This is a genomic window from Phycicoccus avicenniae (assembly GCF_050496545.1).
Classification (GTDB): domain Bacteria; phylum Actinomycetota; class Actinomycetes; order Actinomycetales; family Dermatophilaceae; genus Phycicoccus; species Phycicoccus avicenniae_A.
On record NZ_JBNVZV010000024.1, the window covers coordinates 14300 to 40699 of the forward strand.

Genomic DNA, 26400 nt, shown 5'->3' on the forward strand with positions numbered 1-26400 from the left:
CCGTGGTCGGCATGTCCTGCCACCGCTCCCTCGTGTCCCACCCCCGCCCCGTGTCGCACCCGGCTCCGCCCGCCGTCCGTCGAGCCCTCCTCACGCTCCTGCTGGCCCTCACGGTCCTCGCCGTGGTCGCCGGCGTGTGGGGCGGCCAGCCGAGCGGTCTCGGCCCGCACCCGGTGCCCTCCCCGGTTCCCGCCGGCTGGTGACCGGCCGCGCGCTCAGAGCCAGCGGCGCACGCGCGCGGCGTAGGCGTCGTACTCGGCACCGAACCGGGCGTGCAGGTAGCGCTCCTCCGGGAGGACCGCACCCCACCGCACGAGGGCGACGGCCGCCGGGAAGGACACGAGCGCCCAGACCGACGGCGTGAGCAGCGCCGCCCCGAGGTGCAGGGCCAGCAGGCCGACGTAGAGGGGGTTGCGCGAGAGTCGGTAGGGCCCCTGCGCGATGACGGCCTGCGAGGCCTGGCCAGGCAGCAGCCCCGTCCCGTGCCGGGCGAACAGCAGGAGGGACCAGCCGTTCCACACGGCGAAGGCCGCGAGGAGGGCCCACCCGGTCCCCACCCGCCACCCCCCGAGGGTGAGGGGGTCGCCCCAGCGGGCCGTCGCGAGCGCCCCGAGGAGCCACGGTCCGCCGATGGCCACCGGCGGCCACAGCCGGAACGCGACGACGTCTCCCGACCCGCGGTCCACCGCCCCAGTGTGCTCCGCCGCCTGCGACGGGGCTGACCTGCGCTCCTTGACGTCCGGAGCGGCTCTCCGACAGGCTGGTCCATCCGTCCCCACCCCGACAGTCAGGACGACCATGGCCGACCTGTACCTCGACGGCGCCTGGGTCGCCGCCGCGGCCGGCGGTCGCCGGACCATCGTCTGCCCGGCCGACGGCACGACCGTCGGCGAGGTCGACGAGGCCGACGAGACCGACACCCTGGCCGCCATCGCCGCCGCGCGCGCGGCGGCCGACGACGGACGATGGCGCGACACCCCGCCCACCGAGCGCGCCGCCCTCCTGGGCCGGGTCGCCGACCTCCTCGAGCGCGACACCGACGAGATCGCGCGGGCCGAGGCCCTCGACACCGGCAAGCGGTTCGAGGAGGCGAAGCTCGACGTCGCGGACGTCGTCAGCGTCTTCCGCTTCTACGGCGGGAAGGGCGAGGACGTCGAGCGGCCGCGCGAGGTCGACGCCGGCCAGCCGCACGTCCGCAGCCGCGTCGTCCGCGAGCCGGTCGGCGTCTGCTCGCTCATCACGCCGTGGAACTACCCTCTGCTGCAGGCCAGCTGGAAAGTCGCGCCCTGCCTCCTCGCCGGCAGCACCTTCGTCCTCAAGCCGAGCGAGATCACCCCGCACTCGACCATCCTGATGGTGCGCGCGCTCGAGGAGGCCGGCCTACCGGCGGGGGTGGGCAACCTCGTCCTCGGCACCGGGCCAGGCTGTGCCGCACCGCTGTCCACCGACCCGCGCGTCGACCTCGTCTCGTTCACCGGCAGCCTCGCCGTCGGCAAGCACCTGATGCGCGAGGCCGCCGGCACGGTCAAGCGGGTCGCCCTCGAGCTCGGGGGCAAGAACCCCAACATCGTCTTCGCCGACGCGGACCGCGAAGCCGCCGTCGACAACGCGATGACGGCGGTCTTCCTCCACTCCGGGCAGGTCTGCTCGGCCGGGGCCCGCCTCCTCGTCGAGGAGTCCGTCGCCGAGGAGGTCGTCGACGCCATCGTGGAGCGCGCGCGGGACATCCGGATGGGTCCGCCGTTCGACGAGAAGGCGCAGACGGGGTCGCTCACCAGTGCCCAGCACCTGGCCAAGGTCGAGGACTACGTCGCGAAGGGACTCGCCGAAGGAGCCCGGTTGCGGTGCGGCGGAGCGCGACCCGACGACGAACGGCTCGCGAGCGGCTACTACTACCTGCCGACGGTGCTCGACCGCTGCAGCATCGACATGCACGTCGTCCAGGAGGAGTCCTTCGGGCCGGTCCTCACCGTCGAGACGTTCCGCACCGAGGAGGAGGCGGTCGCCCTGGCCAACGGGACGATCTACGGCCTCGCCGGGGCGGTCTGGACCTCCGATCCCGAGCGGGCGCAGCGGGTGGCCCGCGCGCTGCGCCTCGGCACGGTGTGGGTCAACGACTACCACCCCTACGTCGCCCCCGCCGAGTGGGGCGGGCACAAGCAGTCCGGCATCGGCCGCGAGCTCGGTGAGCTCGGCCTCGAGGAGTACCAGGAGACCAAGCACGTGTGGGAGAACACCGCACCCGCCCCCACGGGGTGGTTCTCGTGAGCGCCGTCACCGACCGCCTCGCCGCCCTGCGCGACCGCACCACCCTGGCCGAGGTCCCCGACCGCGTCGACTACGTCGTCGTCGGCGGCGGCAGCGCGGGCTGCGTGCTCGCCAACCGGCTCTCCGAGGACCCCGGCACCTCCGTGCTCGTCCTCGAGGCCGGCCGCTCCGACCTGCGCATCGACCCGTTCATCCACATGCCGGCCGCGCTCCCCTTCCCCATCGGCAGCCGCTTCTACGACTGGAAGTACGAGTCCGAGCCCGAGCCGCACATGAACGGCCGGCGGGTCTACCACGCCCGCGGCAAGGTGCTCGGCGGCTCGAGCTCGATCAACGGGATGATCTTCCAGCGCGGCAACCCCAAGGACTACGAGCGCTGGGGCGCCGACCCGGGGATGTCCGAGTGGGACTACGCCCACGTCCTCCCCTACTTCAAGAAGATGGAGAGCTGCCTCGCCGGCGCCGACCAGTGGCGCGGCGGCGACGGGCCGCTCGTCCTCGAGCGCGGGCCGGCCACGAACCCGCTCTTCACCGCCTTCTTCGAGGCCACCGTCCAGGCCGGGTACCCGCGCACCACCGACGTCAACGGCTACCGGCAGGAGGGCTTCGCCCCCTTCGACCGCAACGTCCACCGCGGCCGGCGCCTCTCGGCGGCCCGCGCCTACCTCCACCCCGTGCTGCACCGCCCGAACCTGCACGTGCGCACGCTCGCGCTGACGACGAAGGTGCTCTTCGAGGGCACCCGGGCCGTCGGGGTCGAGTACTCCGTGGCCGGGCGCCGGCACACGGTGCGCGCGGGCGAGGTCGTCCTCTGCGGCGGGGCGATCAACACCCCGCAGCTGCTCCAGCTCTCCGGCGTCGGCGACCCCGAGCTGCTCCGGCCGCTCGGCATCGACGTCATCTCCGGGCTGCGCGGGGTCGGCGAGCACCTCCAGGACCACCTCGAGGTCTACATCCAGCACAGCTCGACCCAGCCGGTCTCCATCGCACCGGGACTCGCGTACCGCAACCGGCCGAAGCTGGCCGCCGAGTGGCTCTTCCTGCGCAAGGGCCTCGGGGCGACGAACCACTTCGAGGGCGGCGGTTTCGTCCGCAGCAACGACGACGTCGACTACCCGAACCTGATGTTCCACTTCCTGCCCATCGCCATCCGGTACGACGGCTCGAGCCCGGTCGAGGGCCACGGCTACCAGGTGCACATCGGCCCGATGTACTCCGACGCCCGGGGCTGGCTGCGCATCCGCAGCGCCGACCCGCGGATGAAGCCCGCGATGCAGTTCAACTACCTCTCGACCGACCAGGACCGGCGCGAGTGGGTGGAGGCGATCCGCGTCTCGCGCGACATCCTCTCCCAGCCCGCGTTCGCCCCGTACGACGGCGGCGAGATCTCGCCCGGCGCGCAGGTGGAGACGGACGAGCAGATCCTCGACTGGGTGCGCGCCGACGCCGAGACCGCCCTCCACCCCAGCTGCACGGCCCGGATGGGCACCGACGACCTCTCGGTGCTCGACCCCACCTCGATGCGGGTGCACGGCACGGAGGGGCTGCGGGTCGTCGACGCCAGCGCGATGCCGTACGTGACGAACGGCAACATCTACGCGCCGGTGGTCATGCTGGCCGAGAAGGCCGCCGACCTCATCCGGGGGGCGACGCCGCTGCCGCCCTCCGACGCCCCCTGGTACGACGTGCGCGCCGGGAGCCCGCTGGACCCGCCGACCCCCTGAGGCCCCGAGCCCCGACCCCCCGGAGGACCCATGAGCACCGCGACGGACCGCCCCACCAGCCCGCCCGACGCCGAGCCGCAGGGAGCCGGGACACCGGGGCTGCTCGGCGGCCCCCCGCTGCGGGTGCCGGTCTTCGTCGCCTCTCTCGTCGGTGTCCTCGCCGTCGCGCTCTGGGCGCTGCTCGCCCCGGCGTCGGCCGAGAGCGCCCTCGGCGCCGTGACCACATGGGCCACCGAGTGGTTCGGCTGGTTCTACGTGCTCCTCGCGACGGCGGTGCTCGGCTTCGTCGTCTGGCTCGGCCTCTCGCGCTACGGCAGCGTCCGCCTCGGCCCCGACCACTCGCGCCCGGAGTTCTCGACCTTCGCCTGGGCCTCGATGCTCTTCGCCGCCGGCATCGGCACGGACGTGATGTTCTACTCCGTCGTCGAGCCGGCGACGCAGTACATGGCGCCGCCGGAGGGCGGCCCGGCACCCGAGAGCATCGACGCCGCTCGGGACGCGACCGTGTGGACGCTCTTCCACTACGGCGTCACGGGTTGGGGCATGTACGCGCTCATGGGTCTGGCGCTCGGCTACTTCTGCTACCGCAAGGGCCTGCCGCTGGCGGTCCGCTCGGCGCTGGCACCGGTGCTCGGCCGGCGGATCGACGGACCGCTCGGGCACGCCGTCGACACCGCGGCCGTGCTCGGCACGATCTTCGGCGTCGCGACCTCGCTCGGCATCGGCGTCGTCTTCCTCAACGTCGGGCTCAACGTGCTCTTCGGCGTCGGGGTGGGCACGGGCGCACAGATCGCCCTCGCCGCCCTCGCGGTGCTCATGGCCGCGGTGTCGGCGACGAGCGGCGTCGACCGCGGCATCCGGTTCCTGTCCCAGCTCAACGTGCTGCTCGCCCTCGGGCTCGCGGCCTGGGTGCTCGTCACCGGCAACACCGCGCTGCTCCTCAACGGTGCCGTGGCCAACGTCGGGGACCTCCTGCGCACCTTCCCCGCGAAGACGATGGAGACCTTCCCGTTCGTCGACAACGCGACGTGGATGAGCACGTGGACGCTCTTCTTCTGGGCGTGGTGGGTCGCCTGGGCCTCGTTCGTCGGGCTGTTCCTCGCCCGCATCTCGCGAGGGCGGACGATCCGGCAGTTCGTGCTCGGCACGCTCGTCATCCCGTTCGCCTACATCGTCATGTGGATCTCGGTCTTCGGCAACGCGGCCATCGAGCGGATCCGGGGCGGCGACACGGCCTTCGCGCAGAGCGCCCAGGACTTCACCGGTGTCGGCTTCTACGAGCTGCTCTCGCAGTACCCGGCGGGGAAGGTCGTCATCGGGCTCGCGTTCTTCGTCGGGCTGCTGTTCTACGTCACCTCCGCCGACTCCGGCGCGCTCGTCATGGCCAACCTCACGAGCCGGCTCGGTGACCTCACCGAGGACGCCGCGGGCTGGCTGCGCATCACCTGGGCCGCGGCCACGGGGCTGCTGACCATCGCCATGCTCCTCGTCGGGGGGATCACGGCCCTGCAGTACGCCACGATCATCTTCGGGCTCCCCTTCGCCGTCGTGCTGGTCCTCGTCATGGTCGGGCTCGTGCGCGCGCTGCGCGTCGAGGGACGGCGCGAGGACAGCCGGGCGCAGAGCATGTACGGCCTGCTCTCGGCGCGGGCGGCCACCGCCCGGCGCGAGGACCGGGCGACCTCGTGGCGTGCCCGGCTGGCCCGGGCGACGAACTTCGTCGACCGTGACGACGCCGTGGAGCACCTGCGCGAGGTCGTGGCCCCCGCCCTGGCCGAGGTCGCCGACGAGCTGTGCCGCCACGACGTCGAGGCCACGTGCGAAGCCGACCCCGACCCGTCGACAGCCGCGGTGACCCTGCGGACGCCCACGGCCGATCCGCCGTTCGTCTACCGGGTGGAGGTCGAGATGGCGCCGGTGCCCACGTACGGCGGCCGGATGGTGCAGAGCCGCGACTCCTACGCCCGGCTCGAGGTGCACCTCTCCGACGGCGGGCAGGGGTACGACGTCATGGGCTGGTCGGCCGCCCAGGTCATCCACGACTGCCTTGACCACTACGAGCGCCACCTCGAGTTCCTCAGGCTCGCCGAGGGGTCGCCCACCGCCTGACCGGCGCCGGCGGCCGGGCATGGCCGGCGGCCAGGGCCACCGCGACGGCCGCCCCGGCCAGCCAGAGGACGTGCGGCCCGTGCGCGAGCAGCGCGCCGCCGGCCAGCGGCGCGATCACGGTGGCGACGCCCCAGGCCAGCCCCTGGACGGTCATCACCGCGGCCTCGGCCCCCGGCGGGGCCAGCCGGGAGGCGACGGCCTGCTGGGTGCCGACGAACAGGCTGCCGGCCGCACCCTCGAGGGCGGCCCCGACGACGAGCGCCGGCAGCGTGCCGAGCGCCCAGACCCCGAGCGCCGCGGCCAGCAGCCCGTAGCCGACGGCGAGCACCGCCCCGGCCGGCAGGTGCAGCTCCCAGCGGGCCAGCGCGCGCTGCGTGGCCAGGGCCGAGGCCGCCCCGGCGGCGAGCAGCAGCGCGGTCAGTGACGGATGGTGGCCCTGCTGCTCGAGGGCGACCGGGAGGAGGAGGACGACGGCCATGACGACGGTGCACGGCACGGTGCACAGGGCGGCCCAGCCGAGCACCCGTCCGCCGAGCGCCGCCCGCCAGACCCGGGGCACCCGGCGCACCGGGAGCGCGGGCAGGAGCACGAGGACGAGCAGGGCCGCCAGCAGGCTCGTCGCGGCATCGACCACGAAGAGGGCGCCCACGCCCCACTGCGTCACGAGCGCGGCGACGCCCCCGGCGACCACACCGGCCACGGACACGCACGCCCAGAGCAGGGAGAAGCGCGAGGCCCGGCGCGCGGGGTCGACCCCGACGACGACGGCCGTCTGGGTGGCGGGCTCGACGACCTCGTAGGCGAGACCGAGCAGCACGACACCGACGCCGACCACCGCCAGCGAGCCACCGAGGCCCACGACCGCCTGGGCCAGCCCCGCGGCGGCGAGGCCGCCGACGAGCGCGGCCCGCGGGCCCCACCGGGTCGTGACCATCCCGCCGAGGACCCTCGACGGGATGGTCGCGGCCCCGAAGACCGCCAGCAGCGTGGCCGTGGTGGCGAGGGGGGCGCCGAGGTCGCGGGTGAGCCGGACCCCGAGGAAGGCCATCCCGGCCCCGCCCAGGCGGTTGACGACCCGGGCGAGGACGAGCACGGTCGTCGTGGACATGACTGGCGTAGGCTTGGTGAGCAGTGACACGCCCCCGAGACTAGGTAACCTCCCATATGCGTTTCAACAGTCACGTCGACTCGGTGCTCGACGCCACCGTCCGTCTGGTCAACGTCACCACCCCGGGCCACGACGGTGGCCACGAGGTGGTCGTGCCGACCGGGAGGGCACTGACGGAGGCGGTCGTCGCGGCCGTGCGGTACGACGGCTACGAGCCCCGCCCGACGCGAGCCGAGGTCGAGGCGCTCGCCGAGGAGGTGCACGCCGCCCGTCGGGTGGTCGAGGCGCTGGGGGCGGGTGACGAGGACACCGCCGCGGGCCTCGTCAACGCGATGCTCCGCCGTACGGACGCCCACCCCGAGCTCGACCGCGACGAGGACGGGCGGTGGGCCATCCACTTCCACGGGCCGGACACGACCTTCGCGCGGGGCTGGGCGGCCGGCATCGCGGCCGGCCTGGCGATGGCGATCGGCGGCGACCTCGGGTCGCGGCTCGGGGTCTGCGAGGCACCGGGCTGCGACCGGGTGTGGGTGGACCGCTCGCGCAACACCCACCGCCGCTTCTGCGGCCTGCGCTGCCAGAACCGGGTCAAGGCCGCCGCCCACCGCCTCAGGACGCGAGGTGGTCGGCCGCGCTGAGCGGCGCCGGGTAGGGGCGCACGGCGGCCGGGGTCGCGACGAAGGCCCCGACGAGGGGCAGCCCGGCCCGCCGGCAGACATCGAGGACCATCTCGTGCCACCGGCGGTCGTCGTCGGTGAGCAGGACCGAGCCGTCCCGCCCGCGCGCGAACACCAGGCCGCCGAACCCGAGGCCGCCGAAGACCGCCACGAAGGTGTCCCGCAGCGCCCAGGGGTCGGCATCCTCGGGGATCTCACCCATCACGGCCGGCTGCCCCAGGCACGACCGGTCGTCGAGGAACAGGAAGGCGGCACACCCCTGCACCCGGTCGGCGTACGACACGAACAGGTCGACGACGTCGGCCGCGAGGAGCGGGTCGTCGAGGGGCAGGTCGGGCCAGTGCGGGGGCAGGTCCTCGAAGCTCATGCCGTGAGCGTGGCCGAAACCGGCCGGACCGCCGCGGGCTTTTCCACAGGCCCGCGCCCGTAGCGTCGGCGCCATGGCCACGGACTCCGTCGACGACGCCCACTCCCGCCCCGCCGGCACGAGCGACGCGACCGTCGCGGCCCTCGGCAAGCTGTCCGAGGCGCTCGAGGTCGTCGAGGAGGCACGCGGCCACCTCTACGCCTTCCACCGCCGCTGCGGGACCGCGGACCTCACCCTCGGCGAGGCCGTGGACGCCCTGCGCGACGCCGGTCACGACGAGCTCGCGGACCGGGTCGAGACCGACCTCGTGGGGCGCAACGTGCTCGCCGGGCGCTGGTCCTTCCAGGTCGTCGAGGAGTACGACGACGACTACTACGACCGCTTCCGCGAGCACGAGCGCGCGGCGCGCGAGGAGCTGATGGGCGGGCGCCGCCACGTCTTCGAGGCCGAGATGAAGGAGGACCGGCGCACCGCGGGCCGGCCCGGCCACGCCGCGACCCCCGAGGACTCCGCCCGCGGCTGACCCGGGTGTATCAGGCGGGCCCGCCCGCCGCTCCTCCCGGGCATGACGATGATGACGCCCGGCCTGGCCGGCTCCCTGACCCCCCGGGACTGGACCGCCCGGCAGCTCGAGCGCCGCGAGCGCGGCGGCCGGGACCCGCAGCCGCGGGTGGCACGCCGCCGCCTCCTCCCCCGCGTCGGGACCGGTCCGGCGGTGCCCTGAGGCCCGCCGGACCGGGACCCGGTCAGCTACCCGAGGGCACGTCCGACGGGGCGTCCGAGGGCGCGTCCGACGGGGTCTCCGAGGGCGCACCCGACGGCGCGGGAGCCGGTGCGCAGTCGGCGCCCGCCGCCGGCGGCGCAGGGGCCGCTCCGGCCTTCGGGGCCTCGGGCGCCTTCGGGGCGTCGCCGGCCTTCGGGGGCGTCGGGGCCTGCCCGTCCTTCGGGGCCGCCGGGGCCTCGCCGGCCTTCGGCGGCCGGGGTGCGTCGCCGGCCTTCGGGCCCTGGCCGTCCTTCGGGGCGGGCGGGGCCGGTGCGGCGCACCCGCAGCCGGTCCCGGTCGCGCTCGCGCCGCCGTCGGAGGGCGAGGTCGTCGTCCCGTCCGTCGAGCCCGAGCCCGAGCCCGAGCCGGCGTCGGACGGCGCCGTGACCGAGGGGGCGGACGTGGAGCCGGGGGTCGACGGGCCGTCGGCGTAGGCGGCGCCCATCCACATCCCGCCGCCGAGCAGGGCGAGCGCGGCCACCCCGGCCGCGACGGTCAGCCGGGAGCGGGCGCGCCGGGGCGCCTCCGCCACCGGAGCCGCGGGCGCTGCGTGGGCCGCGGCGATGGCGGCCATCTCGTGCGTGTCCCACCGCTGCGCGTCGTCGGGGTGGGGCTGGTTGCGGTACAGGTTCTCGTCCACGGGAGGACTCCTCGGTGCGGGGCCCACCCCGGTGGTGGGCCGTCGACGTCGAGCCTGCGGACCCATCCTCAAGCGGGCCTCAAGCCGGCCACCCGCGCAGCGGTATTGAGGAAACCTTGAGGTGGGAGCCGCAGACTGGACGCATGGCCGCCGCGCGCATCCTCGTCGTCGAGGACGAGGAGTCCATCCGCGAGGCGCTCACCGTGGCGCTGCGGGGCGAGGGCTGGGCCGTCGAGGCGGCCCCCGACGGTTCCGGGCTCGAGGCCCGGCTGGAGGCCTTCCGCCCCGACGTCGTGGTCCTGGACTGGATGCTCCCCGGCCGCGACGGTCCCACGCTGGCGCGGGTCGTGCACTCCTTCGGCGACGTCGGGGTCGTGCTGCTGACGGCGCGCTCCGAGGTCGGGGCCCGGCTGCGCGGCTTCGAGGCCGGCGTCGACGACTACGTCACCAAGCCGTTCGAGATGGCCGAGCTGCTGGCCCGGCTGCGGGCGCTGCTGCGCCGGCTGGGCCGGGTGCCGACGACCGTCCAGGTGGGCGACCTCGTCGTCGACGCCACGGCCGGGGTCGTGACCCGGGGCGGCCACCGCGTCGAGCTGACGGCCACCGAGCTGCGCCTGCTCGGCTTCCTCGTCGAGAACCGGGGCCGGACGATGTCGACGACCCAGATCCTCACCCAGGTGTGGGGGTACGAGGACGTCGCCGAGAACCTCGTGCAGGTCCACGTCAGCGCGCTGCGCAAGAAGCTCGAGGCCCACGGCGACCGGCTCCTGCACACGGTGCGCGGCATCGGCTACGTGGTCCGGGCGTGAGCGCCGACCCCACCACCCGGCTGCGCACGGGCTCGTTGCGCCGCCGGCTCGTGGTGGCCGTGATGGGCCTGCTCGTGGTGCTCCTCGCCGTGCTGTCGGTGACCGTCGACACCGTGCTGCGCTCGCGCACCGAGGGACAGCTGGAACAGCGGCTCCTCGACCGGCTGGCCGTGGCGAGGGCCCTCGAGGACCAGGTGCCGGCGCAGGACCTCGTCGACCGGCTGGGCGGAGAGGGAGTCTCGGTCGTCCTCGTGACCTCCGACGGCACCCGGCTCACCGCGGGCCCGACGGTCGAGGGCGCCCCCGACGCCACCTCCACCGCCACCCCGGCCCCCACCCCGGGGGGCCGCGGCCCGGGCCGCCCGGCCCCGCCGCGCGAGCAGGACACGGTCATCCAGAGCGGCGACGTCTTCTCCATCGACCGGCAGCTCGGCTCCTCCCGGCTGGTCCTCGCGACCGACGCGGGCGGCCTGCGCCAGACCCTGGCCCAGGTCCGCGTCGTCCTCGCGGTGAGCAGCCTGGCGGTACTCGCCGTGGCCGCGCTCGTCGTCACCCTCCTCACCAGCCGCCTGCTGCGCCCCCTCGACACGATGACCGCCACGGCGCGCGACATCACCGCGGGCGACCGTGGCCGCCGGCTGCGCCCCGACCGCCCCGACAGCGAGCTGGGCCGGGCGGCCGGCGCCTTCGACGAGATGCTCGACGCCGTCGAGGGGGCCGAGGACCGGGCCCGCGCCGCCGAGGCCCGGGTGCGCGACTTCGTCCTCGAGGCGGCCCACGAGCTGCGGACCCCGCTGACCGGCGTGCAGGCCGCCGCGGAGGCGCTGCTCGTCGGCGACCACGACCGCGACCAGCGCGAGCGCCTCGCCGCCGGCGTGGTCCGCGAGGCGCGGCGGGCCTCCCGCCTCGCCGAGGACCTCCTGCTGATGGCCGGCATCGACCGCGGGCTGGAGCTGCGCCGACGCCCTACAGACCTCGCCCGCCTCGCCGCGACCGTCGCCGAGGACGCCCAGCGCGTGCCCGGAGCGCGGGTCGAGCTGGCCTTCGACGGCCCCGCGCCCGTCGTCGAGGCCGACCCCGACCGCGTCACCCAGGTGCTCGCCAACCTCGTCGACAACGCTCGGCGGGCGGCCGGCCCCGAGGGAGCAGTGCGCGTGGAGGTCGGGCCGGGGCCCCGCGTGGTCGTGCGCGACGACGGACCCGGCATCCCGGCCGCCGACCGCGAGCGCGTCTTCGAGCGGATGGTGCGCCTCGACGACGCCCGCTCGCGCGACCTCGGCGGGTCCGGCCTCGGCCTGCCGATCGCGCGGGGGTTGGCGCGCGCGCACGGCGGCGACCTGCGTCTCCTCGACGAGGGGCCGGGCGCGGTCTTCGAGCTGACCCTGCCGCAGCGGGCCTGACGAGGGCTGTCAGCCCGTCGCGCCGGCTCCCCGGACGAAGGCGGTGACGGCGTCGGCGACCATCTGCACGGCGATGGCCGAGAGCAGGAGGCCGGCGATGCGGCTGAGCAGGACGATGCCGCTGTCCTTGAGCACCCGCGCGAGGGGCAGCGCGAAGCGGAAGACGAGGAAGACGAGCAGCAGCGCCGCGACCAGGGCCGTGCCCACCGCGACGACACCGCCGGTCCCGTCGGCGTCCTGCACGGCGAGCATCGTCGCGACGATGGCGCCGGGCCCCGCGAGCAGCGGCGTGCCGAGCGGGACCAGGGCCACGTTGACGCCGGCGTCGGCGTGCTGCTCGGACTCGGCGCCGGTGAGCAGCTGGAGCGCGACGATGAGCAGCAGCAGCCCCCCGGAGGCCTGCAGCGCCGGGAGCGAGATGTGCAGGTAGTCCAGGATGCGCTGCCCGAAGACCGCGAACGACGCGATGACCCCGAGGGCCACGAGGCTGGCGCGACGGGCCGCGGCGACCTTCTGCTTCTGGGTCAGCGGTCCGGTCAGCGCGAGGAAGATGGGGATCGCGCCGGGCGGGTCGAGGATGACGACGAGGGTGACGAAGGTCGTCGTGAAGGCGGCGACGTCGAACCAGCTCACGGCCGCACCACCTCCGACCCGGTCGCCTCGTGCTCGATGCGCTCGAGCGCCTCGGGCTCGGTCGTGTTCTCGCCCAACCTGTTCCGCTTCCCTTCTCCGTGGTAGTCGCTCGATCCGGTGACCAGCAGGCCGAGCCGGCCCGCGAGCGCCGTGAGGTGCCGGACGTCGTCCTCGGCGTGGTCGCGGTGGCGCGCCTCCAGCCCCGCGAGGCCGGCGGCGGCCATCTCCTCGAGGAGCGCGTCGCCGACGGTGCCGGTGCGTGTGGCCGACGACGGGTGCGCGACCACCGGCACTCCCCCGGCCGCCCGGACCACCTCGACGGCGCGCACCGGGTCGGGGGCGTAGTGGCCGACGTAGTAGGGGCTGGAGTCGCCGAGCCAGCGCGCGAAGGCCTCGTCGCGGTGGCCCACGACGCCCGCACGCACCAGGGCGTCGGCGATGTGCGGCCGGCCGGGCGTCGCACCCTCCTCCACCTCGGCCCGCACCGAGCCGACCGTGACCGGGATGCCGTCGGCCGCCATGCTCTCGACCATCCGGTCCAGGCGCGTCTCGCGGCTCTCGCGGGCCTGCTCGAGCTCGGCGACGAGGTCGGGGTGCGTGGGGTCCGGGAGGTAGGCGAGGAGGTGCACCGAGCGGCGTCCGCGGGCGCAGGAGACCTCGATGCCGGGGACGAGGGTCAGGCCGTGCGCGCGCGCGGCCGCGCTCGCCTCGGCCCAGCCCAGGGTGGTGTCGTGGTCGGTGATCGCGACGACGTCCAGACCGGCCGCCGCGGCGGAGGCGACGAGGTCCGCAGGGGACTCCGTGCCGTCGCTCGCGGTCGAGTGGGCGTGCAGGTCGATCACCCGCAGATGCTACCGGCGTGCGGAAGGTGGCCCGACCGAGGCAACCTTTCCCCGGGTGCCCCCGTAGAGAGGGTGTGACCGAGCACCAGGAGGGACCATGACCACACGGGTGAGGGCCGATCGCGACGCCGCGTTCACGGCCTTCGTCGAGCAGGCGTCACCGTCGTTGCTGCGCACGGCGTGGCTGCTCACCGGCGACCACCACGCAGCCCACGAGCTCGTGCAGGCCGCCCTCGTCAAGACCTACGTCGCGTGGCCGCGGGTGCGTCCGGAGGGGGCGCTCGCGTACTCGCGCAAGATCCTCGTCAACGAGCGGACCGACGCCTGGCGCCGCCGCCGGGGCGAGGTGGTGCTCGGCGAGGTGCCCGAGGCACCCGTCGCGCCGTCCTCCACGAGCGAGGACCGTGACCTCGTCGTCCGGCTCCTCGCCGGCCTCCCCGACCAGCAGCGGCGCGTCGTCGTCCTGCGCTACTACACCGACCTCAGCGAGCAGGCCGTCGCCGACCTGCTCGACATCTCGCTCGGCTCCGTGAAGTCCGCCGCCTCGCGCGGCCTCGCCGCCCTGCGCACCCAGCTCGCCACGACCGACGGGAGTACCCGATGAGCCACGACGTCTTCGAGGACGAGCTGCGTGCCCGCCTGCTCGGCGCCACCGAGTCCGAGTCCCACGCCTTCCACGACATCGACACCACCGAGGTCCTCGGCTCCGGCCGGCGCATCGTGCGCCGGCGCCGGATGGCGGCCGTCGGCGGCACGCTGGCCGCCGTGACCGTCCTCGGCGTGGGGTCGTGGGCCGTGCTCGACGGCACCACGGACCGTGCCGTCCAGGAGGTCCCGGCCACCCGGGTCTCGCCCGGCCGGATCGTCGAGGCGACGCTGCCCGGCCCGGACGACGCCACCTACGCCGTGCGCTTCGACAAGGCCACGGGCAGCGCCGTCACCGTGTACCGCAAGGGCGGGACGACCGCGACGGCCCTCGTCGGGCGGCAGATGCGCGAGGGCGTCGGCGCGGCGTGGGGCAAGGTCTCGGACGCCCCGTTCGTCGTCCTCGGCGTGGTGCCGAACGACACCAGCCAGATGATGTACCGCTTCGACGGCGGTGACCTCGGCGGCACGTCGACCACGGACGACGTGCCCCTGCCCGGCACCGGGTTCAAGGCCTTCGTCATCACGTCCGAGAAGGCACCCGGTGACGCGACGCTCTCCGGGCTGGACTACGCGGTCGGCGGGCGCGTCTTCGCCGCCGACGGCACCGAGGTCCCGAGCGCGACGGTCGACGGCCGCACCGTCTACGTCGACGAGGACGCCGACGAGATCGGTCTCGTCGAGCCCGACGGCAGCGCCACCCGGCCACTCTCGCTCTCCGCCTCCGGTGGTCGCCCGCACCTCGCGACGTCGCGCGGGGCCACGGGCAGCGCGCTCGTCACGACCACGGCCGTCATCGTCCCGATCGGCGCGCAGGACGTCGCCGTCGAGGTCGCCGCCGGAGCGACCCTGCGGTCCTCCACTTCCGCCCCTCTGCTCGGGGGCTCCGGCCTGGCGGTCATCGCGGTCTCCGAGGGCCCGGAGAAGCCGATGCGGGGGGTCACCCGCGTGACGTGGACGGTCGACGGGCAGGCCGGGTCCTGGACCAACCCGGACTGAGTGCTGCGCCTCAGCCCTCTGACGGGGCGGCCGGACCGGACCAGTTCCGGTCCGGCTGCGGCGTGGGACGGCCAGGCTGCTCGCCGCCGCGCGCGTCGAGGTAGGACTGCTTCGGCACCATCACCTTGCGGCGGAAGATGCAGACGACCTTCCCGTCCTGGTTGTAGCCGATGGTCTCGACGTGCACGACGCCGCGGTCGTCCTTGCTCGTGCTCTCCCGCTTGTCGAGGACCGTCGTCTCGCCGTAGAGGGTGTCGCCGTGGAAGGTCGGCGCGACGTGGCGCAGGCTCTCGACCTCGAGGTTGGCGATCGCCTTGCCGCTGACGTCGGCCACCGACATCCCGAGGAGGATCGAGTACACGTAGTTGCCGACCACGACGTTCTTCCCGAACTGCGTGGTCTCCTCGGCGTAGTGGCTGTCGAGGTGGAGCGGGTGGTGGTTCATCGTCAGCAGGCAGAACAGGTGGTCGTCGTACTCGGTGACCGTCTTGCCCGGCCAGTGCTTGTACGTCGCCCCGACCTCGAACTCCTCGTAGCTGCGCCCGAACTGCACGTCGATCTCCTTCGCTCCGGTGTCCCGCACATCCTCGCGCGGCGCCGCCGGGCACGGCAGGCCGCACCGACGTGCCCTTCCCCACACCCCACGTGCAGGCCGGACGCGGTTGTCGAGTCAGGACGCAGGTACACCTGCGACGACCGCGGACAGCTGCGTCGGTGCCCGACGGATCTGGGTCGCGAGCCACTCCGGTCGCTCGAGGTCGGCCCAGGTCACCCGGATCACCACGTACCCGAGCGCGCGCAGCCGGTCCTCGCGCCACTTCTCGGCGGCCAGCGCCTCTCGGCCCTCTGCGCCCCCGTACTTCAGGAGGCCGTCGAACTCGACCACGATGCGTCCTTCGACGAGCAGGTCGACCCGCCCGACGAAACTCCTCGACCGGTCGCGGACGTCGACCTGCGACGCCACCTCGAGACCCAGGTCCAGCAGGGCCGACCTCGTCCGCGTCTCCCCCACCGACTCGCACCGCGCGTCGGCCCGCTGCAGGAGGACCTCGCCCAGCCGCCGGAGCCCCGGCGTCGTGCAGAGGTGGTCGAGGTAGGCGCCCACCACCTCGAGCTCGCACGCACCCCGGTGCAGCGCCGCGTCGAGAGGGACCAGCGCGGCGAGCAGGCCGTGCCGCACGAGCACCTGGGCGGCGGCCGCACCGACCGTCACCACGTCGACACCGTCGGCGTCCAGCACGGGAAGGGTGGGCTGCCGTGGGTGGGTCCGCAACCCGGACCGCAGCCGGACGCGGCTCACGTCGGCCATGGCGTCCACCACGGTCATGGGCACCCCGTGGAGCGGCAGGCCGTGCAGGGCGAGCGCGCACTGGTGCGTCGCCACGTCTCCTGTGCGCGCGGCGAGGACGGCGCGGGTCCGCAGAGCCAGCCGGGCCTCGGGTGAGGCCGGTGCCCACACCTCGCCGAGGACGTAGGCGTCGCGGCGGACCCGGACCACCTCGCCGCTCCGCCGCATCCGGACGAGGGCAGAGTCCTCGACCCCCACGGATGTCGCCGTCGCGCTCGTGAAGACTCCGTGCCGCGCTCGGGCGAGGGCGATGAGTCGGGCGTTCATCGGTCCATCGTGGCCGAGGAGCGACTGCCGACCGGCGCGTCATCCACAGGTCGCCGACGGACGCGGTTGTCCGTGCGGGACGCAGGTACACGCGCGTCCGGGGCGGACAAGCGCGTCGTGCGCGGGGCGACACGGGGGCTCTAGGGTCGGGGCATGGCGGACTTCATCGGCGCGGTCGACCAGGGCACGACGAGCACCCGGTTCATGGTCTTCGACCACGACGGGCAGGAGGTGGCCCGCCACCAGCTCGAGCACGAGCAGCTGCTCCCCCGCGCCGGCTGGGTCGAGCACAACCCCCTCGAGATCTGGGACCGCACGCAGACCGTCATCGGCTCGGCCCTCACGAGTGCCGGCCTCTCGAGCACCGACCTCGCCGCCATCGGCGTCACGAACCAGCGCGAGACGGCGGTGGTCTGGGACAAGCGCACCGGCCGGCCGTTTCACAACGCCATCGTCTGGCAGGACACCCGGACCGCCGCCATCGCCCGGGCCCTGGACGGCGACGGGCGCGGCGACGTCATCCGGCAGAAGGCCGGCCTGCCGCCCGCCACGTACTTCAGCGCCGGCAAGGTCCAGTGGATGCTCGAGAACGTCGACGGCCTGCGCGAGGCGGCCGAGCGTGGGGACGCCCTGTTCGGCACCCCGGACACCTGGGTGGTCTGGAACCTCACCGGCGGACCCGACGGCGGCCGGCACGTGACGGACGTGACCAACGCCAGCCGCACGATGCTCATGGACCTCACGACCCTCGACTGGGACGACGAGCTGCTCGGCTTCTTCGGCATCCCCCGCGCGATGCTCCCCGAGATCAGCCCGAGCAGCCACGCCGAGGCCTACGGCACGACCACAGGGGGTCGCGGGAGCGCGCGGGTGCCCATCGCCGGTGTCCTCGGCGACCAGCAGGCCGCCACGGTCGGCCAGGTGTGCTTCGAGCCCGGCGAGGCCAAGAACACCTACGGCACCGGCAACTTCCTGCTCCTCAACACCGGCGAGGAGCTGGTGCGCAGCAAGAACGGGCTGCTGACCACCGTCGCCTACCAGCTCGGCGACGCCAGGCCGGTCTACGCCCTCGAGGGCTCGATCGCGGTGACGGGCAGCGCGGTCCAGTGGCTGCGCGACCAGCTCGGCATCATCAGTGGCGCGAGCGAGGTCGAACGGCTGGCCGCCCAGGTCGAGGACACCGGTGGCGTCTACTTCGTGCCGGCGTTCAGCGGGCTCTTCGCCCCGTACTGGCGCAGCGACGCCCGCGGCGCGATCGTCGGGCTGTCCCGCTTCAACACCAACGCCCACCTGGCCAGGGCCACCCTCGAGGCCATCTGCTACCAGTCGCGGGACGTCGCCGAGGCGATGGAGGCCGACTCCGGCGTCGAGATGACCTGCCTCAAGGTCGACGGCGGCGTCACCGCGAACCGGCTGTGCATGCAGCTGCAGGCCGATGTCCTGGGGGTCCCGGTGTCGCGGCCGGTCGTCGCCGAGACCACGGCGCTCGGTGCCGCCTACGCCGCCGGGCTGGCCGTGGGCTTCTGGTCCGGCACCGACGAGCTGCGCGCCAACTGGGCCGAGGACGAGCGGTGGGAGCCGACGTGGTCCGAGGACCAGCGCCGGGACGGCTACGCGGGGTGGAAGAAGGCCGTGGAGCGCACCCTCGACTGGGCCGAGGACGACTGACGGGTCGGCTCAGGCGAGCGGGGTGTCGAGGGCGTCCCAGACGATCCGGGACAGGCGGTTCACGGTGGCCTGCCCGTAGGAGTAGCCGGCGCCGGACCGCGACAGGATCGACATCTGGTAGCTCCGCCCGCTCCCCCGGACGTGCCCGACGCAGTTGAGCCGGTAGCCGTCGGACCGCGGACCCCAGCCGTTCTTCAGCTCGACGTGAGCGGTCGAGGGCAGCCCGTCGCCGAGCCCCCACGTCTGGCTCGAGGTCACGGTCTCCATGAGCCGGCGGGCGAAGACGCGGCTCGCCGGCGTCAGGTACCCCGAGTACACGAGGCAGTTCTCGAGCCGCAGGAGGTCGCGGGTCGTGACGACCGAGTGCCCCCACCACGTGCTCGAGCGGAAGACCGTGCCGCCGAGGACCGTCGTCCGGTCCATGCTCAGCTCGCCGGCGACGCGCCGGCACGCGGTGACACCGACCTGGCGCACCAGCGCGTCCGTCGCGTCGTTGTCGGAGTAGCGGATCATCCGCGCGGCGAGCGAGCGCTCGGTCGTGGTCAGGCTGCGGTTCTTCTGCTCCGCGAGCCTGAGCAGCGTCACGAGGACGAGGACCTTGATGGTGCTGTGGCTCTGCATCGAGCGCGGGCGCCAGAAGTAGTACTGGCGGTTGCGGTTGTCCAGGTAGCCGAGGCCGGCGACCCCCGAGCGCGTCGCCATGTACCGGTCGAGGGCCGCCGTCAGCTGCGACCTCGTCGCGATGCCGGCCGCGCCGGCCGGTGCCGCCGGTGCGAGGGCTCCGACCACCCCGAGGACGGTCCCTGCTGCTCCCCCGACGACGAGCTCGCGTCGTCCCGGTCCGGTCGTTGGCATGGCCGCTCCCCTCACCCGTGGGCCGCGATCGTCGCACAGCCCCGGCCGGGGCACCAGTGCTCAGCCGGCGGCGGCCAGCGTCACCGGCGGGCCGTGATGGCCGCACGACGCGACCACCTCGCCGTCCACCTCCACCACCGGCAGCCGGCCGGGCGTGGTGTCGGGCACCCGGGCGTCGGAGGCCCACGGGTTCTCCATCGAGATGTGCGACACCGGGATCCGCGAGCGAGCCTCGGTGACGGCGGCCTCCAGTGCCAGCGACTCCTCGAGCGGCCAGTACATCCGGGTCACGGAGTGCCACACCACGGTCAGGACGTCGTCCGGCACGGGGTCGGCCAGCCGGGCGGCGACCCAGTCGGCCGCGCGCGCCCGGTCGAGCGCCACGGGTGTCGTGCGCAGGGCGGCCAGGGCGCCGTCGAGCCGGACGTGCCGCTCGAGCATCCACGGCCAGACGAACGACCGGAGGTAGGTGGCGCCGTCGGTGCTGGAAGCATCGACCGGGGCGACGTCGCACCCGCGGCGGTCGACGACCTCGAACGCCTCGGGAGCGAACCCGGCTGCGCCACAGTCCTCCACGACCAGCGGTGCGTCGGCAGGGCCGTGGGACCATCCGTCGCCGACGTACCGGTACCGGTCCGGGAGGAGTCCGAGACCCGCCGAGGCGCCGGGCTCGAGCAGCCGGACGCGTCGGATGCCGGTGCGCCGCACCGCTTCCGAGAGACCGACCAGCAGCGCGACAGTGCGGGCGGGCTCGTTGGTCTGCGGCGCCTCGTCGAGGGCGGACCGCAGCTCCTCGGTGTGCGCCGCGAGCACCGGCCGTACCGCCGCCCACGCGTCGGCCGGGTCCTCGTCACCCCCGAGGCAGGCGTAGTACGGCACGAGCTGTGGCGCCTCCCCGCGCAGCACGAGCCGGAACAGCCCAGCGAGCAGCCGCAGCTGCGGGAACTGCCGCGCCTCGGCGTCCTCCCACCCGTCGAAGAGCTCGCGGGTGAGCCCTCCCTCGTCCCAGTCGTCGGCCATCTCCGCGAGGAGCACCCCGTACAGGTGGTCGCGGTGGCCGAAGTGCTCGCGCAACCGGTCGGCGAGCGTCGGCCCCGCGGCGGAGGTCACCGGACCAGGCCGCCGATGACCCCGGGGAGGACCTCGAGGAGGGAGCCGGAGGGCGTGGGGCTGCCGCTCGGCGTCGGGACGGGGCGGGTCGGCGACGCGCTCGGTCGGGGCGTGGGGGTGGGGGTGGCGGTGGGCGTCGAGGACGGGGTCCCGGTGCGCGCGGCGCTGCGGGTGGCCGAGGGGGACGGCGAGGCGGACGGGCTGCCGGTGGGGCCGGACGACGGGGCGCCTGCCGGGGTCGCCGGCGCCTCGGGGGCCGACGCCGTGTCCGGCGGCGGGGTGCGGCGGAAGGTCCGCGAGGCCCGGTTGAGGTCGTCCCCGCGCTCGGTCGTGCGTGAGCTGACGGGCTCGAGGGGCGTCGAGGACGTGGCGGGCGGGGCCGCCGCGACGCGCGGCGGCTCCTGGCTGCCGTCGGCCAGCGTGGTCGCGAAGACCCCGGTGGCCAGGACCGCGGCGGCGCCCGTGGCCAGGGCCGCGGGTCCGCGACGACGCCGTGCGCTGTGCCTACCCATCCATCCACCCTCTCAACGGCCCGGGGGTGCCCGCAAACCCGCAGGGCAGCGCCGTGGCGGACCTCACGTCGGCTCGTGGCAGCATGGGCCGGGTGAGCGAGGAGCAGAAGCAGGCCGACAACCGCGCCCGGGCGACCACCGACGAGCTGCGGGCCTTCATCCGCGAGGACTGGGCGCCGCGCCGCCCCACCGCCGAGGCGGCGGCGCCGTCCGCGCAGTACGCCGCGGCCCGCCGGGCCGTCCTCAGCGCGGCCTACCCGAAGCAGCGCCTCGTCGTGTCGGCCGGCGGCCTGAAGATCCGCAGCAACGACACCGACTACGTGTTCCGCCCGCACACGGCCTTCGCCTACCTCACCGGTCTCGGCGCCGACCGCGAGCCGGACGCCGTGCTCGTGCTCGAGCCCCTCGACGACGGCGGGCACGAGGCGGTCCTGTACTTCCGCCCGCTCGCCGACCGCGACAGCGACGAGTTCTTCGCCGACGCCCGCTACGGCGAGTTCTGGGTCGGCGCCCGCCCGAGCATCGAGGACGTCGAGCTCGAGCTCGGCCTCACCGCCCGCCACGTCGACGGCCTCGTCGATGCCGTGGCGAAGGACGCCGGCGAGGTGACGGTGCGGGTCGTCCGCGACGCCGACACCGAGCTCACCGCCCGCCTCGACGCCGCCCGGGTCGCCAACGGCGCCGCCGAGGAGGGCCTGCAGGAGTCCGACGACGCCCTGGCCCACGAGGTCTCGCTGATGCGCCTGTGCAAGGACGAGTACGAGGTCGAGCAGATGCGGGCCGCCGTCGAGGCCACCCACGAGGGCTTCGAGGCGATGATCGCCGCGCTCCCCGAGGCCGTCGGCGACGCCCGCGGTGAGCGCTGGCTCGAGGGCACCTTCGGCCTCACCGCCCGCCACCGCGGCAACGGCGTCGGCTACGACTCCATCTGCGCGGCCGGCGACCACGCGAACACGCTGCACTGGATCAAGAACACCGGCGAGGTCAGCGCCGGCGAGCTCGTGCTCATCGACGCCGGCGTCGAGGTCGACAGCCTCTACACCGCCGACATCACGCGCACCCTGCCCGTCGACGGCACGTACACCGAGGCCCAGCGGGAGATCTACGACGCCGTCCACGCGGCGCAGGAGGCCGGCATCGCGGCGGTGAAGCCGGGGAACAAGTTCTCGGACGTGCACGCCGCCGCCATCCGGGTCATCGCCGAGCACCTGCACGCGTGGGGCCTTCTCCCCGAGGGCGTCTCGGTCGAGGACACCCTCGACAAGGAGCACGGCCAGTACCACCGCCGCTGGATGGTGCACGGCACGTCGCACCACCTGGGCCTCGACGTCCACGACTGCGCCCTCGCGACCCGCGAGGAGTACATGGACGCCGAGCTCCGGCCCGGGATGGTCCTCACCGTCGAGCCCGGCCTCTACTTCAAGGCCGACGACCTCAAGGCCCCCGAGCGCTTCCGCGGCATCGGCGTGCGCATCGAGGACGACGTGCTCGTCACCGAGGACGGCTGCGAGAACCTCTCGGCCGCGATGCCGCGCAGCGCCGACGACGTCGAGGCCTGGGTCAGGCGCGTCCAGGGCCGTTGACCCGGTCCCCGTCCCACGTGAGGTCGTCGCCGAGCTCGACCTCGAAGGTCTCGAGCGCCGGGTCGGCCAGCAGCGCGCCGGCGACCTCGTCGGCGCAGGCCACGAGGGTGAAGTCCCAGTCGATCTCCGTTGCGGCACACCACGACCGGTCCGAAGGCCACAGGTAGTTGGCGCTCTGCCCCCACGGGGTGTCCATGCCTGGCCAGTCGGTGACGGCGACGCACGGCCCGGTGAACAGCGCGTAGTCGCGCAGGTTGCCGACGAGCAGCGGCTCCGGCGGCTCGACGCCCCCGAAGCCGGACCACACCGCGTGCACCACGTCGCCGTCCGCGGGACAGTGCCGCAGCACCGCCTCGAGCGTCCCCGCCGGGATGCTGCCCTCCTCGGGATCGATGTCGTCCGACCGGCCGTCGACGACGTGGTCGGCGATGTGCCGCCACTGCACCAGCGGGTGCATCGTGCGACCGGTACGGGCCGCGACCGAGGCCCAGGTCCCGTTCTCCCCCACCGGGTGCAGGACGCGCACCACCCGCGGGAAACCGGCAGGCACGACCGACCCCGCCGTCCCCCACGCGCCGGAGCCCCGGTCGAGCCGGTCCGCGAGCCAGGTCCCGACCGACACGTCGGTCAGCCGGCGCACGACGGCCACGGCGGTCAGCGGCGGTCGATGACGACCTGGGCGGTCCACGCCCGCGGGACGCCGGCGGCCTGGCCACCGCCGTCGAGGATCATCGAGATGAGCGCACGAGGCACCGGGAAGTCCGCCGGCAGGGCCGTGTTGTAGGCCTCGTGGGCCTCGAGCGAGTGCACCGACGCCTCGAACTGCTCGTCGGTGACCTCGACGAAGTGGCTCGGCTGCGGCGAGCCCGCGACCGCCATGACCTTCACCCCGCCCCAGGGCTCGAGCCCCTCGTCGAGCAGGTCGCGGTGCAGCCAGCGGTTGCCGGCGTCCGCGACGGCGTCGAGGGTGGCCAGGCCCACGGCACGGTGGTCGGCCTGGTTCACCATGTTCGGACCGAAGAACTCGGCCCAGTTCTGCCCGACGACGAGGTCGGGGCGGTGCCGACGGACGGCGGCGGCGATCTCGCGCCGCAGCGGCACGCCGTACTCGATGGCACCGTCGGCCCAGCCGGCGAACTCGACGACGTCCACCCCCACCCGGCGGGCGCTCTCGCGCTCCTCGGCCTCGCGCACCCGGGCGGCCTCGTCGGGGTCCATCGTGTCGATGCCGGCCTCGCCACGGGTCAGCAGGAAGTACGCGACCCGGGCGCCATCCCCCACCCAGCGGTGGACGGCCGCGGCCGTGCCGTACTCGATGTCGTCGGGGTGCGCCACGACGCAGAGGACGGACTCGAAGGGGCCCTCGAGGGGCGCGAGGTCGGGACGCTCGTCGGCCATGCGCCGACGATACGCGCGCGGGTCAGGCCTGGGGAGGCTGCTGGGGCGACTGGACCGGGGGCTGCGAGGCCATCCGGGCCCGCTCGGCCTCCTGCGCCTGGCGCACCTGCTCCTGGGCGGCCTTCATCGGGTCCATCTGCGTGAGCAGCTCACGGCCGCGCGTCACGTGCTTGTGCTCGCACAGCACCTCGTACTTGGCGGCGACGACCTGGCTGACCGACGTGAAGTCGCGCTGGCCGCGGGTCAGGCGGTAGCCGAACCACGCCCAGACCATGCCGAACACGGCACCGAACAGCACCGTGGAGATGATCGAGACGATGGCGAAGCCGCTGGGGTCGAAGAGCGCGAAGATCACGCCGACGAAGAGACCGAGCCACATGCCCGACAGCGCCCCGGCGCCGATGACCCGCCCCTGGGTGAGCCGGCCGGTGACCCGCTCGAGCTGCTTGAGGTCGGTCCCGACGATGAGGACGTCCTGCACCGGGAACTCGTGGTCGGACAGGTAGTCGACGGCCTTCTGCGCCTCCTCGTAGGTGTCGTGGACCCCGAGGCTCATCGGGTACTCCAGCGACAGGGCGGCGCGCAGGCCCGGGCGCATCGGCTGGCTGCTCATGGGTCCAGTGTCGCACCGTTCGCTGGGTGTGGGCTGGACGCCTCCTGTGCGAGCGGCGGCGCGTCAGCGGGCCTTGTAGTCCTCGAGGAGGCGGCGGCCGATGATCATCTTCTGGATCTCGGCCGTGCCCTCGCCGATGAGCAGCATCGGGGCCTCGCGGTAGAGGCGCTCGATCTCGTACTCCTTGGAGTACCCGTACCCGCCGTGGATGCGGAAGGACTGCTCGACCACGTCGGCGCAGTTCTCCGCCGCGAGGTACTTGGCCATCCCGGCCTCGAGGTCGTTGCGCTGGCCGGCGTCCTTGAGCCGGGCGGCCTTGACCATCAACTGGTGGCTGGCCTCGACCTTGGTGGCCATGTCGGCCAGCCGGAAGAGGATGCCCTGGTGCTCGGCGATCTTCTTGCCGAAGGTCTCGCGCTGCTGGCTGTAGGCGATGCCGAGCTCGAAGGCGCGGCGCGAGAGGCCGCAGGCGCGGGCGGCGACGTTGACGCGGCCCACCTCGACGCCGTCCATCATCTGGTAGAAGCCCTTGCCCGGGACGCCGCCGAGGATCTGCTCGTCGGTGGTGCGGTGGCCCTGGAAGACGAGCTCGGTCGTGTCGACGCCCTTGTAGCCCATCTTCTCGATCTTGCCGGGCACGGTGACGCCCTGCGCGGTCTCGCCGAAGCCGGACTCCTTCTCGACCAGGAAGGTGGTCATGTTCTTGTACGGGCTGTCGGACTCGCCGAGGTCGGTCTTGACGAGGACCGCGACGAGGTTGGCCGAGCCGCCGTTGGTCAGCCACATCTTCTGGCCGTCGATCGTCCAGCCGCCGTCCTCGCCCTTGACCGCCTTGGTGCGGATGGCGGCGACGTCGGACCCGAGCCCCGGCTCGCTCATCGAGAACGCGCCGCGGACCTCGCCGGTGGCCATCCGCGGCAGGTACTTCTGCTTCTGCTCCTCGGTCCCGTGCTGGAGCACCATGTACGCGACGATGAAGTGCGTGTTGATGATGCCGCTGACGCTCATCCAGCCGCGGGCGATCTCCTCGACGACGAGCGCGTAGGTCAGCAGGCTCTCGCCGAGGCCGCCGTACTCCTCGGGGATCATCAGCCCGAAGATCCCCATCTCCTTCATGCCCTCGACGATCTGCGTCGGGTACTCGTCCTTGTGCTCGAGCTCGGTGGCGACGGGCAGGATCTGCTCGTCGACGAACTCCCGCACCAGCTTGATGAGCTCGTGCTGCTCCTCGGAGAGGCCGTCGGTGGTCTGGAGGCGCGACATGGAGGCGAGTATGCCTGCGGCGGCGGAGGACCGGAACGCGCTCGGCGTGTGAGCCCTCCCACCGTGTGACGGCGCCCACGCGGGTTCGCGTCAGCCGAAGCCGCGGGCCGAGATGTTGACGGTGCCCCACTCCTCGAGCGGGACCGGCACCTCGGGGTCGAGGGCGTCGACCAGGGCCCAGCGCCCCTCCTCCAGCACCAGCCCCACCGGATGGACGGTGCGGGCGGCATCGCCCCGGGCCCGCAGGCGCACCACCCGGCGCCGGCGCACGGCATCGACCAGGGCGGGCACCCGCTCGTCCTCGGGCGGCGCGGCCGGGACGACCCGGAACTGTGCGCCGGCCCGCTGGGCGATGGCGCGGCTGGGGTCCGGCAGGGACTCGAGGAGCTTGGCGCCCGCCCGGGCTGCCGGCGCCGCCAGGCCGAGGGCGGCGAGCTCCGGCGAGGGGCGGGCGAGGAGCACGCCGAGGGCCTCGGCCTCGTCGGCGGCCAGGCCGGTGAGCCGGGTGCGGTAGCTGAACCCCAGCTCGATGCCCCCGCCGCGACCGGGGCGCACGAGGACCGGGAGGCCGGCCGCGGAGAGGGCCTCGACGTCACGGAGCACGGTGCGCCTGCTCACCTCGAGCTCGGCGGCGAGCCGGTCGGCCGTCATCCGCCCGCGGTTCTGGAGGAGCAGGAGCATGAGCAGCAGCCGCGAGGCGCGCACCGGGACCTCCGGATCGGCGGAGAAACCATGACAGGAGACGTCACCTTATGGCTGCTACGGTCCGCCGCGGAAGAGGTGATCCGATGAGGACCTG

29 protein-coding genes are annotated in these 26400 nt (G+C 74.2%); 13 read left to right on the forward strand and 16 right to left on the reverse strand.

Translation table 11 applies throughout. The features are described from left to right. Window positions 1-11 precede the first annotated feature (11 nt). Window positions 12-203, forward strand: coding sequence for a hypothetical protein (locus ACQZ2A_RS17045; RefSeq protein WP_430213531.1), 192 nt, complete (start codon window positions 12-14; stop codon window positions 201-203). Window positions 204-215: 12 nt separating this feature from the next. Here the strand turns inward: ACQZ2A_RS17045 and ACQZ2A_RS17050 are convergent, their stop codons facing one another. Further along, on the reverse strand, window positions 216-686 hold the full coding sequence (locus ACQZ2A_RS17050) for a methyltransferase family protein (protein ID WP_430213533.1): 471 nt from the start codon (window positions 684-686) through the stop codon (window positions 216-218). A gap of 112 nt (window positions 687-798) precedes the next feature. On the opposite strand from ACQZ2A_RS17050, the gene ACQZ2A_RS17055 reads away from it, so the two are divergent. From ACQZ2A_RS17055 to betT, 3 genes are read left to right on the forward strand one after another with little or no spacing between them, the layout of a single operon-like run. Further along, on the forward strand, window positions 799-2268 hold the full coding sequence (locus ACQZ2A_RS17055; RefSeq protein ID WP_430213535.1) for an aldehyde dehydrogenase family protein: 1470 nt from the start codon (window positions 799-801) through the stop codon (window positions 2266-2268). A 44-nt stretch (window positions 2269-2312) separates the two neighbouring features. Further along, window positions 2313-3992, forward strand: coding sequence for a choline dehydrogenase (gene betA, locus ACQZ2A_RS17060; protein ID WP_430213615.1), 1680 nt, complete (start codon window positions 2313-2315; stop codon window positions 3990-3992). A gap of 30 nt (window positions 3993-4022) precedes the next feature. Beyond that, the gene (betT, locus tag ACQZ2A_RS17065; RefSeq protein ID WP_430213537.1) at window positions 4023-6101 is read left to right on the forward strand and encodes a choline BCCT transporter BetT; all 2079 of its coding nucleotides are present in this window, start codon (window positions 4023-4025) and stop codon (window positions 6099-6101) included. Here the strand turns inward: betT and ACQZ2A_RS17070 are convergent. Then, window positions 6070-7209, reverse strand: a complete 1140-nt coding sequence (locus ACQZ2A_RS17070; RefSeq protein WP_430213539.1) for an MFS transporter — start codon at window positions 7207-7209, stop codon at window positions 6070-6072. The two genes, betT and ACQZ2A_RS17070, sit on opposite strands and share 32 nt — an antisense overlap. Window positions 7210-7265: 56 nt before the next feature. On the opposite strand from ACQZ2A_RS17070, the gene ACQZ2A_RS17075 reads away from it, so the two are divergent. Continuing rightward, window positions 7266-7847, forward strand: a complete 582-nt coding sequence (locus ACQZ2A_RS17075) for a CGNR zinc finger domain-containing protein (RefSeq protein ID WP_430213540.1) — start codon at window positions 7266-7268, stop codon at window positions 7845-7847. Here the strand turns inward: ACQZ2A_RS17075 and ACQZ2A_RS17080 are convergent. Continuing rightward, window positions 7819-8253, reverse strand: coding sequence for a hypothetical protein (locus tag ACQZ2A_RS17080; RefSeq protein ID WP_430213541.1), 435 nt, complete (start codon window positions 8251-8253; stop codon window positions 7819-7821). The two genes, ACQZ2A_RS17075 and ACQZ2A_RS17080, sit on opposite strands and share 29 nt — an antisense overlap. 73 nt (window positions 8254-8326) lie before the next feature. Here ACQZ2A_RS17080 and ACQZ2A_RS17085 point away from each other — a divergent pair, with 73 nt between their 5' ends. Further along, on the forward strand, window positions 8327-8776 hold the full coding sequence (locus ACQZ2A_RS17085) for a hypothetical protein (RefSeq protein ID WP_430213542.1): 450 nt from the start codon (window positions 8327-8329) through the stop codon (window positions 8774-8776). A 42-nt stretch (window positions 8777-8818) separates the two neighbouring features. Next, entirely contained in the window at window positions 8819-8977 is a 159-nt protein-coding gene (locus ACQZ2A_RS17090; protein ID WP_430213543.1) for a hypothetical protein, read from the forward strand. Window positions 8978-8999: 22 nt separating this feature from the next. On the opposite strand, the gene ACQZ2A_RS17095 is transcribed toward ACQZ2A_RS17090, so the two are convergent. After that, window positions 9000-9656, reverse strand: coding sequence for a hypothetical protein (locus ACQZ2A_RS17095; RefSeq protein WP_430213544.1), 657 nt, complete (start codon window positions 9654-9656; stop codon window positions 9000-9002). Between the two features lie 143 nt (window positions 9657-9799). On the opposite strand from ACQZ2A_RS17095, the gene ACQZ2A_RS17100 reads away from it, so the two are divergent. Further along, on the forward strand, window positions 9800-10465 hold the full coding sequence (locus ACQZ2A_RS17100; RefSeq protein WP_430213546.1) for a response regulator transcription factor: 666 nt from the start codon (window positions 9800-9802) through the stop codon (window positions 10463-10465). Continuing rightward, window positions 10462-11865 carry a HAMP domain-containing sensor histidine kinase gene (locus ACQZ2A_RS17105; RefSeq protein WP_430213548.1) on the forward strand — a complete coding sequence of 468 codons (1404 nt, stop codon included), beginning with the start codon at window positions 10462-10464 and terminating at the stop codon, window positions 11863-11865. Before ACQZ2A_RS17100 ends, ACQZ2A_RS17105 begins: the two co-directional genes overlap by 4 nt. 9 nt (window positions 11866-11874) lie before the next feature. Here ACQZ2A_RS17105 and ACQZ2A_RS17110 read toward each other — a convergent pair whose 3' ends face one another. Both ACQZ2A_RS17110 and ACQZ2A_RS17115 read right to left on the reverse strand, forming a co-directional pair. After that, window positions 11875-12498: a MarC family protein gene (locus ACQZ2A_RS17110; protein WP_430213550.1), complete on the reverse strand. Its 624-nt coding sequence runs from the start codon at window positions 12496-12498 to the stop codon at window positions 11875-11877. Then, entirely contained in the window at window positions 12495-13340 is an 846-nt protein-coding gene (locus tag ACQZ2A_RS17115; RefSeq protein ID WP_430213551.1) for a PHP domain-containing protein, read from the reverse strand. Before ACQZ2A_RS17115 ends, ACQZ2A_RS17110 begins: the two co-directional genes overlap by 4 nt. 97 nt (window positions 13341-13437) lie before the next feature. Here ACQZ2A_RS17115 and ACQZ2A_RS17120 point away from each other — a divergent pair, with 97 nt between their 5' ends. Continuing rightward, window positions 13438-13944, forward strand: a complete 507-nt coding sequence (locus ACQZ2A_RS17120; RefSeq protein ID WP_430213552.1) for a SigE family RNA polymerase sigma factor — start codon at window positions 13438-13440, stop codon at window positions 13942-13944. Continuing rightward, window positions 13941-14984 (forward strand): hypothetical protein, encoded by a 1044-nt coding sequence (locus ACQZ2A_RS17125; RefSeq protein ID WP_430213554.1) that lies wholly within the window; start codon window positions 13941-13943, stop codon window positions 14982-14984. The genes ACQZ2A_RS17120 and ACQZ2A_RS17125 overlap by 4 nt, the downstream gene beginning before the upstream one ends. A 10-nt stretch (window positions 14985-14994) precedes the next feature. On the opposite strand, the gene ACQZ2A_RS17130 is transcribed toward ACQZ2A_RS17125, so the two are convergent. Beyond that, on the reverse strand, window positions 14995-15537 hold the full coding sequence (locus tag ACQZ2A_RS17130) for a MaoC family dehydratase (RefSeq protein WP_430213555.1): 543 nt from the start codon (window positions 15535-15537) through the stop codon (window positions 14995-14997). 117 nt (window positions 15538-15654) lie between these two features. Beyond that, the gene (locus ACQZ2A_RS17135; RefSeq protein ID WP_430213557.1) at window positions 15655-16599 is read right to left on the reverse strand and encodes a type IV toxin-antitoxin system AbiEi family antitoxin domain-containing protein; all 945 of its coding nucleotides are present in this window, start codon (window positions 16597-16599) and stop codon (window positions 15655-15657) included. A gap of 153 nt (window positions 16600-16752) precedes the next feature. Here ACQZ2A_RS17135 and glpK point away from each other — a divergent pair, with 153 nt between their 5' ends. Next, entirely contained in the window at window positions 16753-18267 is a 1515-nt protein-coding gene (gene glpK, locus ACQZ2A_RS17140; protein WP_430213558.1) for a glycerol kinase GlpK, read from the forward strand. Between the two features lie 9 nt (window positions 18268-18276). Here glpK and ACQZ2A_RS17145 read toward each other — a convergent pair whose 3' ends face one another. Genes ACQZ2A_RS17145 through ACQZ2A_RS17155 form a run of 3 tightly spaced genes read right to left on the reverse strand, consistent with a single transcriptional unit; the run spans window position 18277 to window position 20744 of the window. Next, window positions 18277-19122, reverse strand: coding sequence for a serine hydrolase (locus ACQZ2A_RS17145; protein WP_430213559.1), 846 nt, complete (start codon window positions 19120-19122; stop codon window positions 18277-18279). Window positions 19123-19182: 60 nt separating this feature from the next. Next, entirely contained in the window at window positions 19183-20232 is a 1050-nt protein-coding gene (locus ACQZ2A_RS17150) for a DUF2332 domain-containing protein (RefSeq protein WP_430213561.1), read from the reverse strand. Next, window positions 20229-20744 (reverse strand): hypothetical protein, encoded by a 516-nt coding sequence (locus ACQZ2A_RS17155; protein WP_430213563.1) that lies wholly within the window; start codon window positions 20742-20744, stop codon window positions 20229-20231. Before ACQZ2A_RS17155 ends, ACQZ2A_RS17150 begins: the two co-directional genes overlap by 4 nt. A gap of 92 nt (window positions 20745-20836) precedes the next feature. Here ACQZ2A_RS17155 and ACQZ2A_RS17160 point away from each other — a divergent pair, with 92 nt between their 5' ends. Continuing rightward, complete coding sequence (locus ACQZ2A_RS17160) at window positions 20837-22327, forward strand: aminopeptidase P family protein (protein ID WP_430213564.1); 1491 nt, start codon at window positions 20837-20839, stop codon at window positions 22325-22327. On the opposite strand, the gene ACQZ2A_RS17165 is transcribed toward ACQZ2A_RS17160, so the two are convergent. The 5 genes from ACQZ2A_RS17165 to ACQZ2A_RS17185 all read right to left on the reverse strand — a co-directional run bounded on the left by ACQZ2A_RS17165 (window position 22305) and on the right by ACQZ2A_RS17185 (window position 26306). Then, window positions 22305-22976: a hypothetical protein gene (locus ACQZ2A_RS17165; protein WP_430213566.1), complete on the reverse strand. Its 672-nt coding sequence runs from the start codon at window positions 22974-22976 to the stop codon at window positions 22305-22307. The two genes, ACQZ2A_RS17160 and ACQZ2A_RS17165, sit on opposite strands and share 23 nt — an antisense overlap. Before the next feature lie 5 nt (window positions 22977-22981). After that, window positions 22982-23725, reverse strand: coding sequence for a PIG-L deacetylase family protein (locus ACQZ2A_RS17170; protein WP_430213567.1), 744 nt, complete (start codon window positions 23723-23725; stop codon window positions 22982-22984). 22 nt (window positions 23726-23747) lie between these two features. After that, window positions 23748-24338 (reverse strand): general stress protein, encoded by a 591-nt coding sequence (locus ACQZ2A_RS17175; RefSeq protein ID WP_430213569.1) that lies wholly within the window; start codon window positions 24336-24338, stop codon window positions 23748-23750. Between the two features lie 63 nt (window positions 24339-24401). Then, window positions 24402-25601, reverse strand: a complete 1200-nt coding sequence (locus ACQZ2A_RS17180) for an acyl-CoA dehydrogenase family protein (RefSeq protein ID WP_430213571.1) — start codon at window positions 25599-25601, stop codon at window positions 24402-24404. A 90-nt stretch (window positions 25602-25691) separates the two neighbouring features. Next, window positions 25692-26306: a helix-turn-helix transcriptional regulator gene (locus ACQZ2A_RS17185; protein ID WP_430213572.1), complete on the reverse strand. Its 615-nt coding sequence runs from the start codon at window positions 26304-26306 to the stop codon at window positions 25692-25694. Window positions 26307-26400: the final 94 nt, after the last annotated feature.

What these genes read in the sequence shown, in the direction of transcription:
- ACQZ2A_RS17045 (WP_430213531.1), top strand. Translation starts at nt 12, where the DNA reads ATGTCCTGCCACCGCTCCCTCGTGTCCCACCCCCGCCCCGTGTCGCAC.
- ACQZ2A_RS17055 (WP_430213535.1), top strand. Translation starts at nt 799, where the DNA reads ATGGCCGACCTGTACCTCGACGGCGCCTGGGTCGCCGCCGCGGCCGGC.
- betT (WP_430213537.1), top strand. Translation starts at nt 4,023, where the DNA reads ATGAGCACCGCGACGGACCGCCCCACCAGCCCGCCCGACGCCGAGCCG.
- ACQZ2A_RS17070 (WP_430213539.1), bottom strand. Translation starts at nt 7,209, where the DNA reads ATGTCCACGACGACCGTGCTCGTCCTCGCCCGGGTCGTCAACCGCCTG.
- ACQZ2A_RS17075 (WP_430213540.1), top strand. Translation starts at nt 7,266, where the DNA reads ATGCGTTTCAACAGTCACGTCGACTCGGTGCTCGACGCCACCGTCCGT.
- ACQZ2A_RS17080 (WP_430213541.1), bottom strand. Translation starts at nt 8,253, where the DNA reads ATGAGCTTCGAGGACCTGCCCCCGCACTGGCCCGACCTGCCCCTCGAC.
- ACQZ2A_RS17085 (WP_430213542.1), top strand. Translation starts at nt 8,327, where the DNA reads ATGGCCACGGACTCCGTCGACGACGCCCACTCCCGCCCCGCCGGCACG.
- ACQZ2A_RS17090 (WP_430213543.1), top strand. Translation starts at nt 8,819, where the DNA reads ATGACGATGATGACGCCCGGCCTGGCCGGCTCCCTGACCCCCCGGGAC.
- ACQZ2A_RS17100 (WP_430213546.1), top strand. Translation starts at nt 9,800, where the DNA reads ATGGCCGCCGCGCGCATCCTCGTCGTCGAGGACGAGGAGTCCATCCGC.
- ACQZ2A_RS17120 (WP_430213552.1), top strand. Translation starts at nt 13,438, where the DNA reads ATGACCACACGGGTGAGGGCCGATCGCGACGCCGCGTTCACGGCCTTC.
- ACQZ2A_RS17125 (WP_430213554.1), top strand. Translation starts at nt 13,941, where the DNA reads ATGAGCCACGACGTCTTCGAGGACGAGCTGCGTGCCCGCCTGCTCGGC.
- ACQZ2A_RS17135 (WP_430213557.1), bottom strand. Translation starts at nt 16,599, where the DNA reads ATGAACGCCCGACTCATCGCCCTCGCCCGAGCGCGGCACGGAGTCTTC.
- glpK (WP_430213558.1), top strand. Translation starts at nt 16,753, where the DNA reads ATGGCGGACTTCATCGGCGCGGTCGACCAGGGCACGACGAGCACCCGG.
- ACQZ2A_RS17145 (WP_430213559.1), bottom strand. Translation starts at nt 19,122, where the DNA reads ATGCCAACGACCGGACCGGGACGACGCGAGCTCGTCGTCGGGGGAGCA.
- ACQZ2A_RS17155 (WP_430213563.1), bottom strand. Translation starts at nt 20,744, where the DNA reads ATGGGTAGGCACAGCGCACGGCGTCGTCGCGGACCCGCGGCCCTGGCC.
- ACQZ2A_RS17170 (WP_430213567.1), bottom strand. Translation starts at nt 23,725, where the DNA reads ATGGCCGACGAGCGTCCCGACCTCGCGCCCCTCGAGGGCCCCTTCGAG.
- ACQZ2A_RS17175 (WP_430213569.1), bottom strand. Translation starts at nt 24,338, where the DNA reads ATGAGCAGCCAGCCGATGCGCCCGGGCCTGCGCGCCGCCCTGTCGCTG.
- ACQZ2A_RS17180 (WP_430213571.1), bottom strand. Translation starts at nt 25,601, where the DNA reads ATGTCGCGCCTCCAGACCACCGACGGCCTCTCCGAGGAGCAGCACGAG.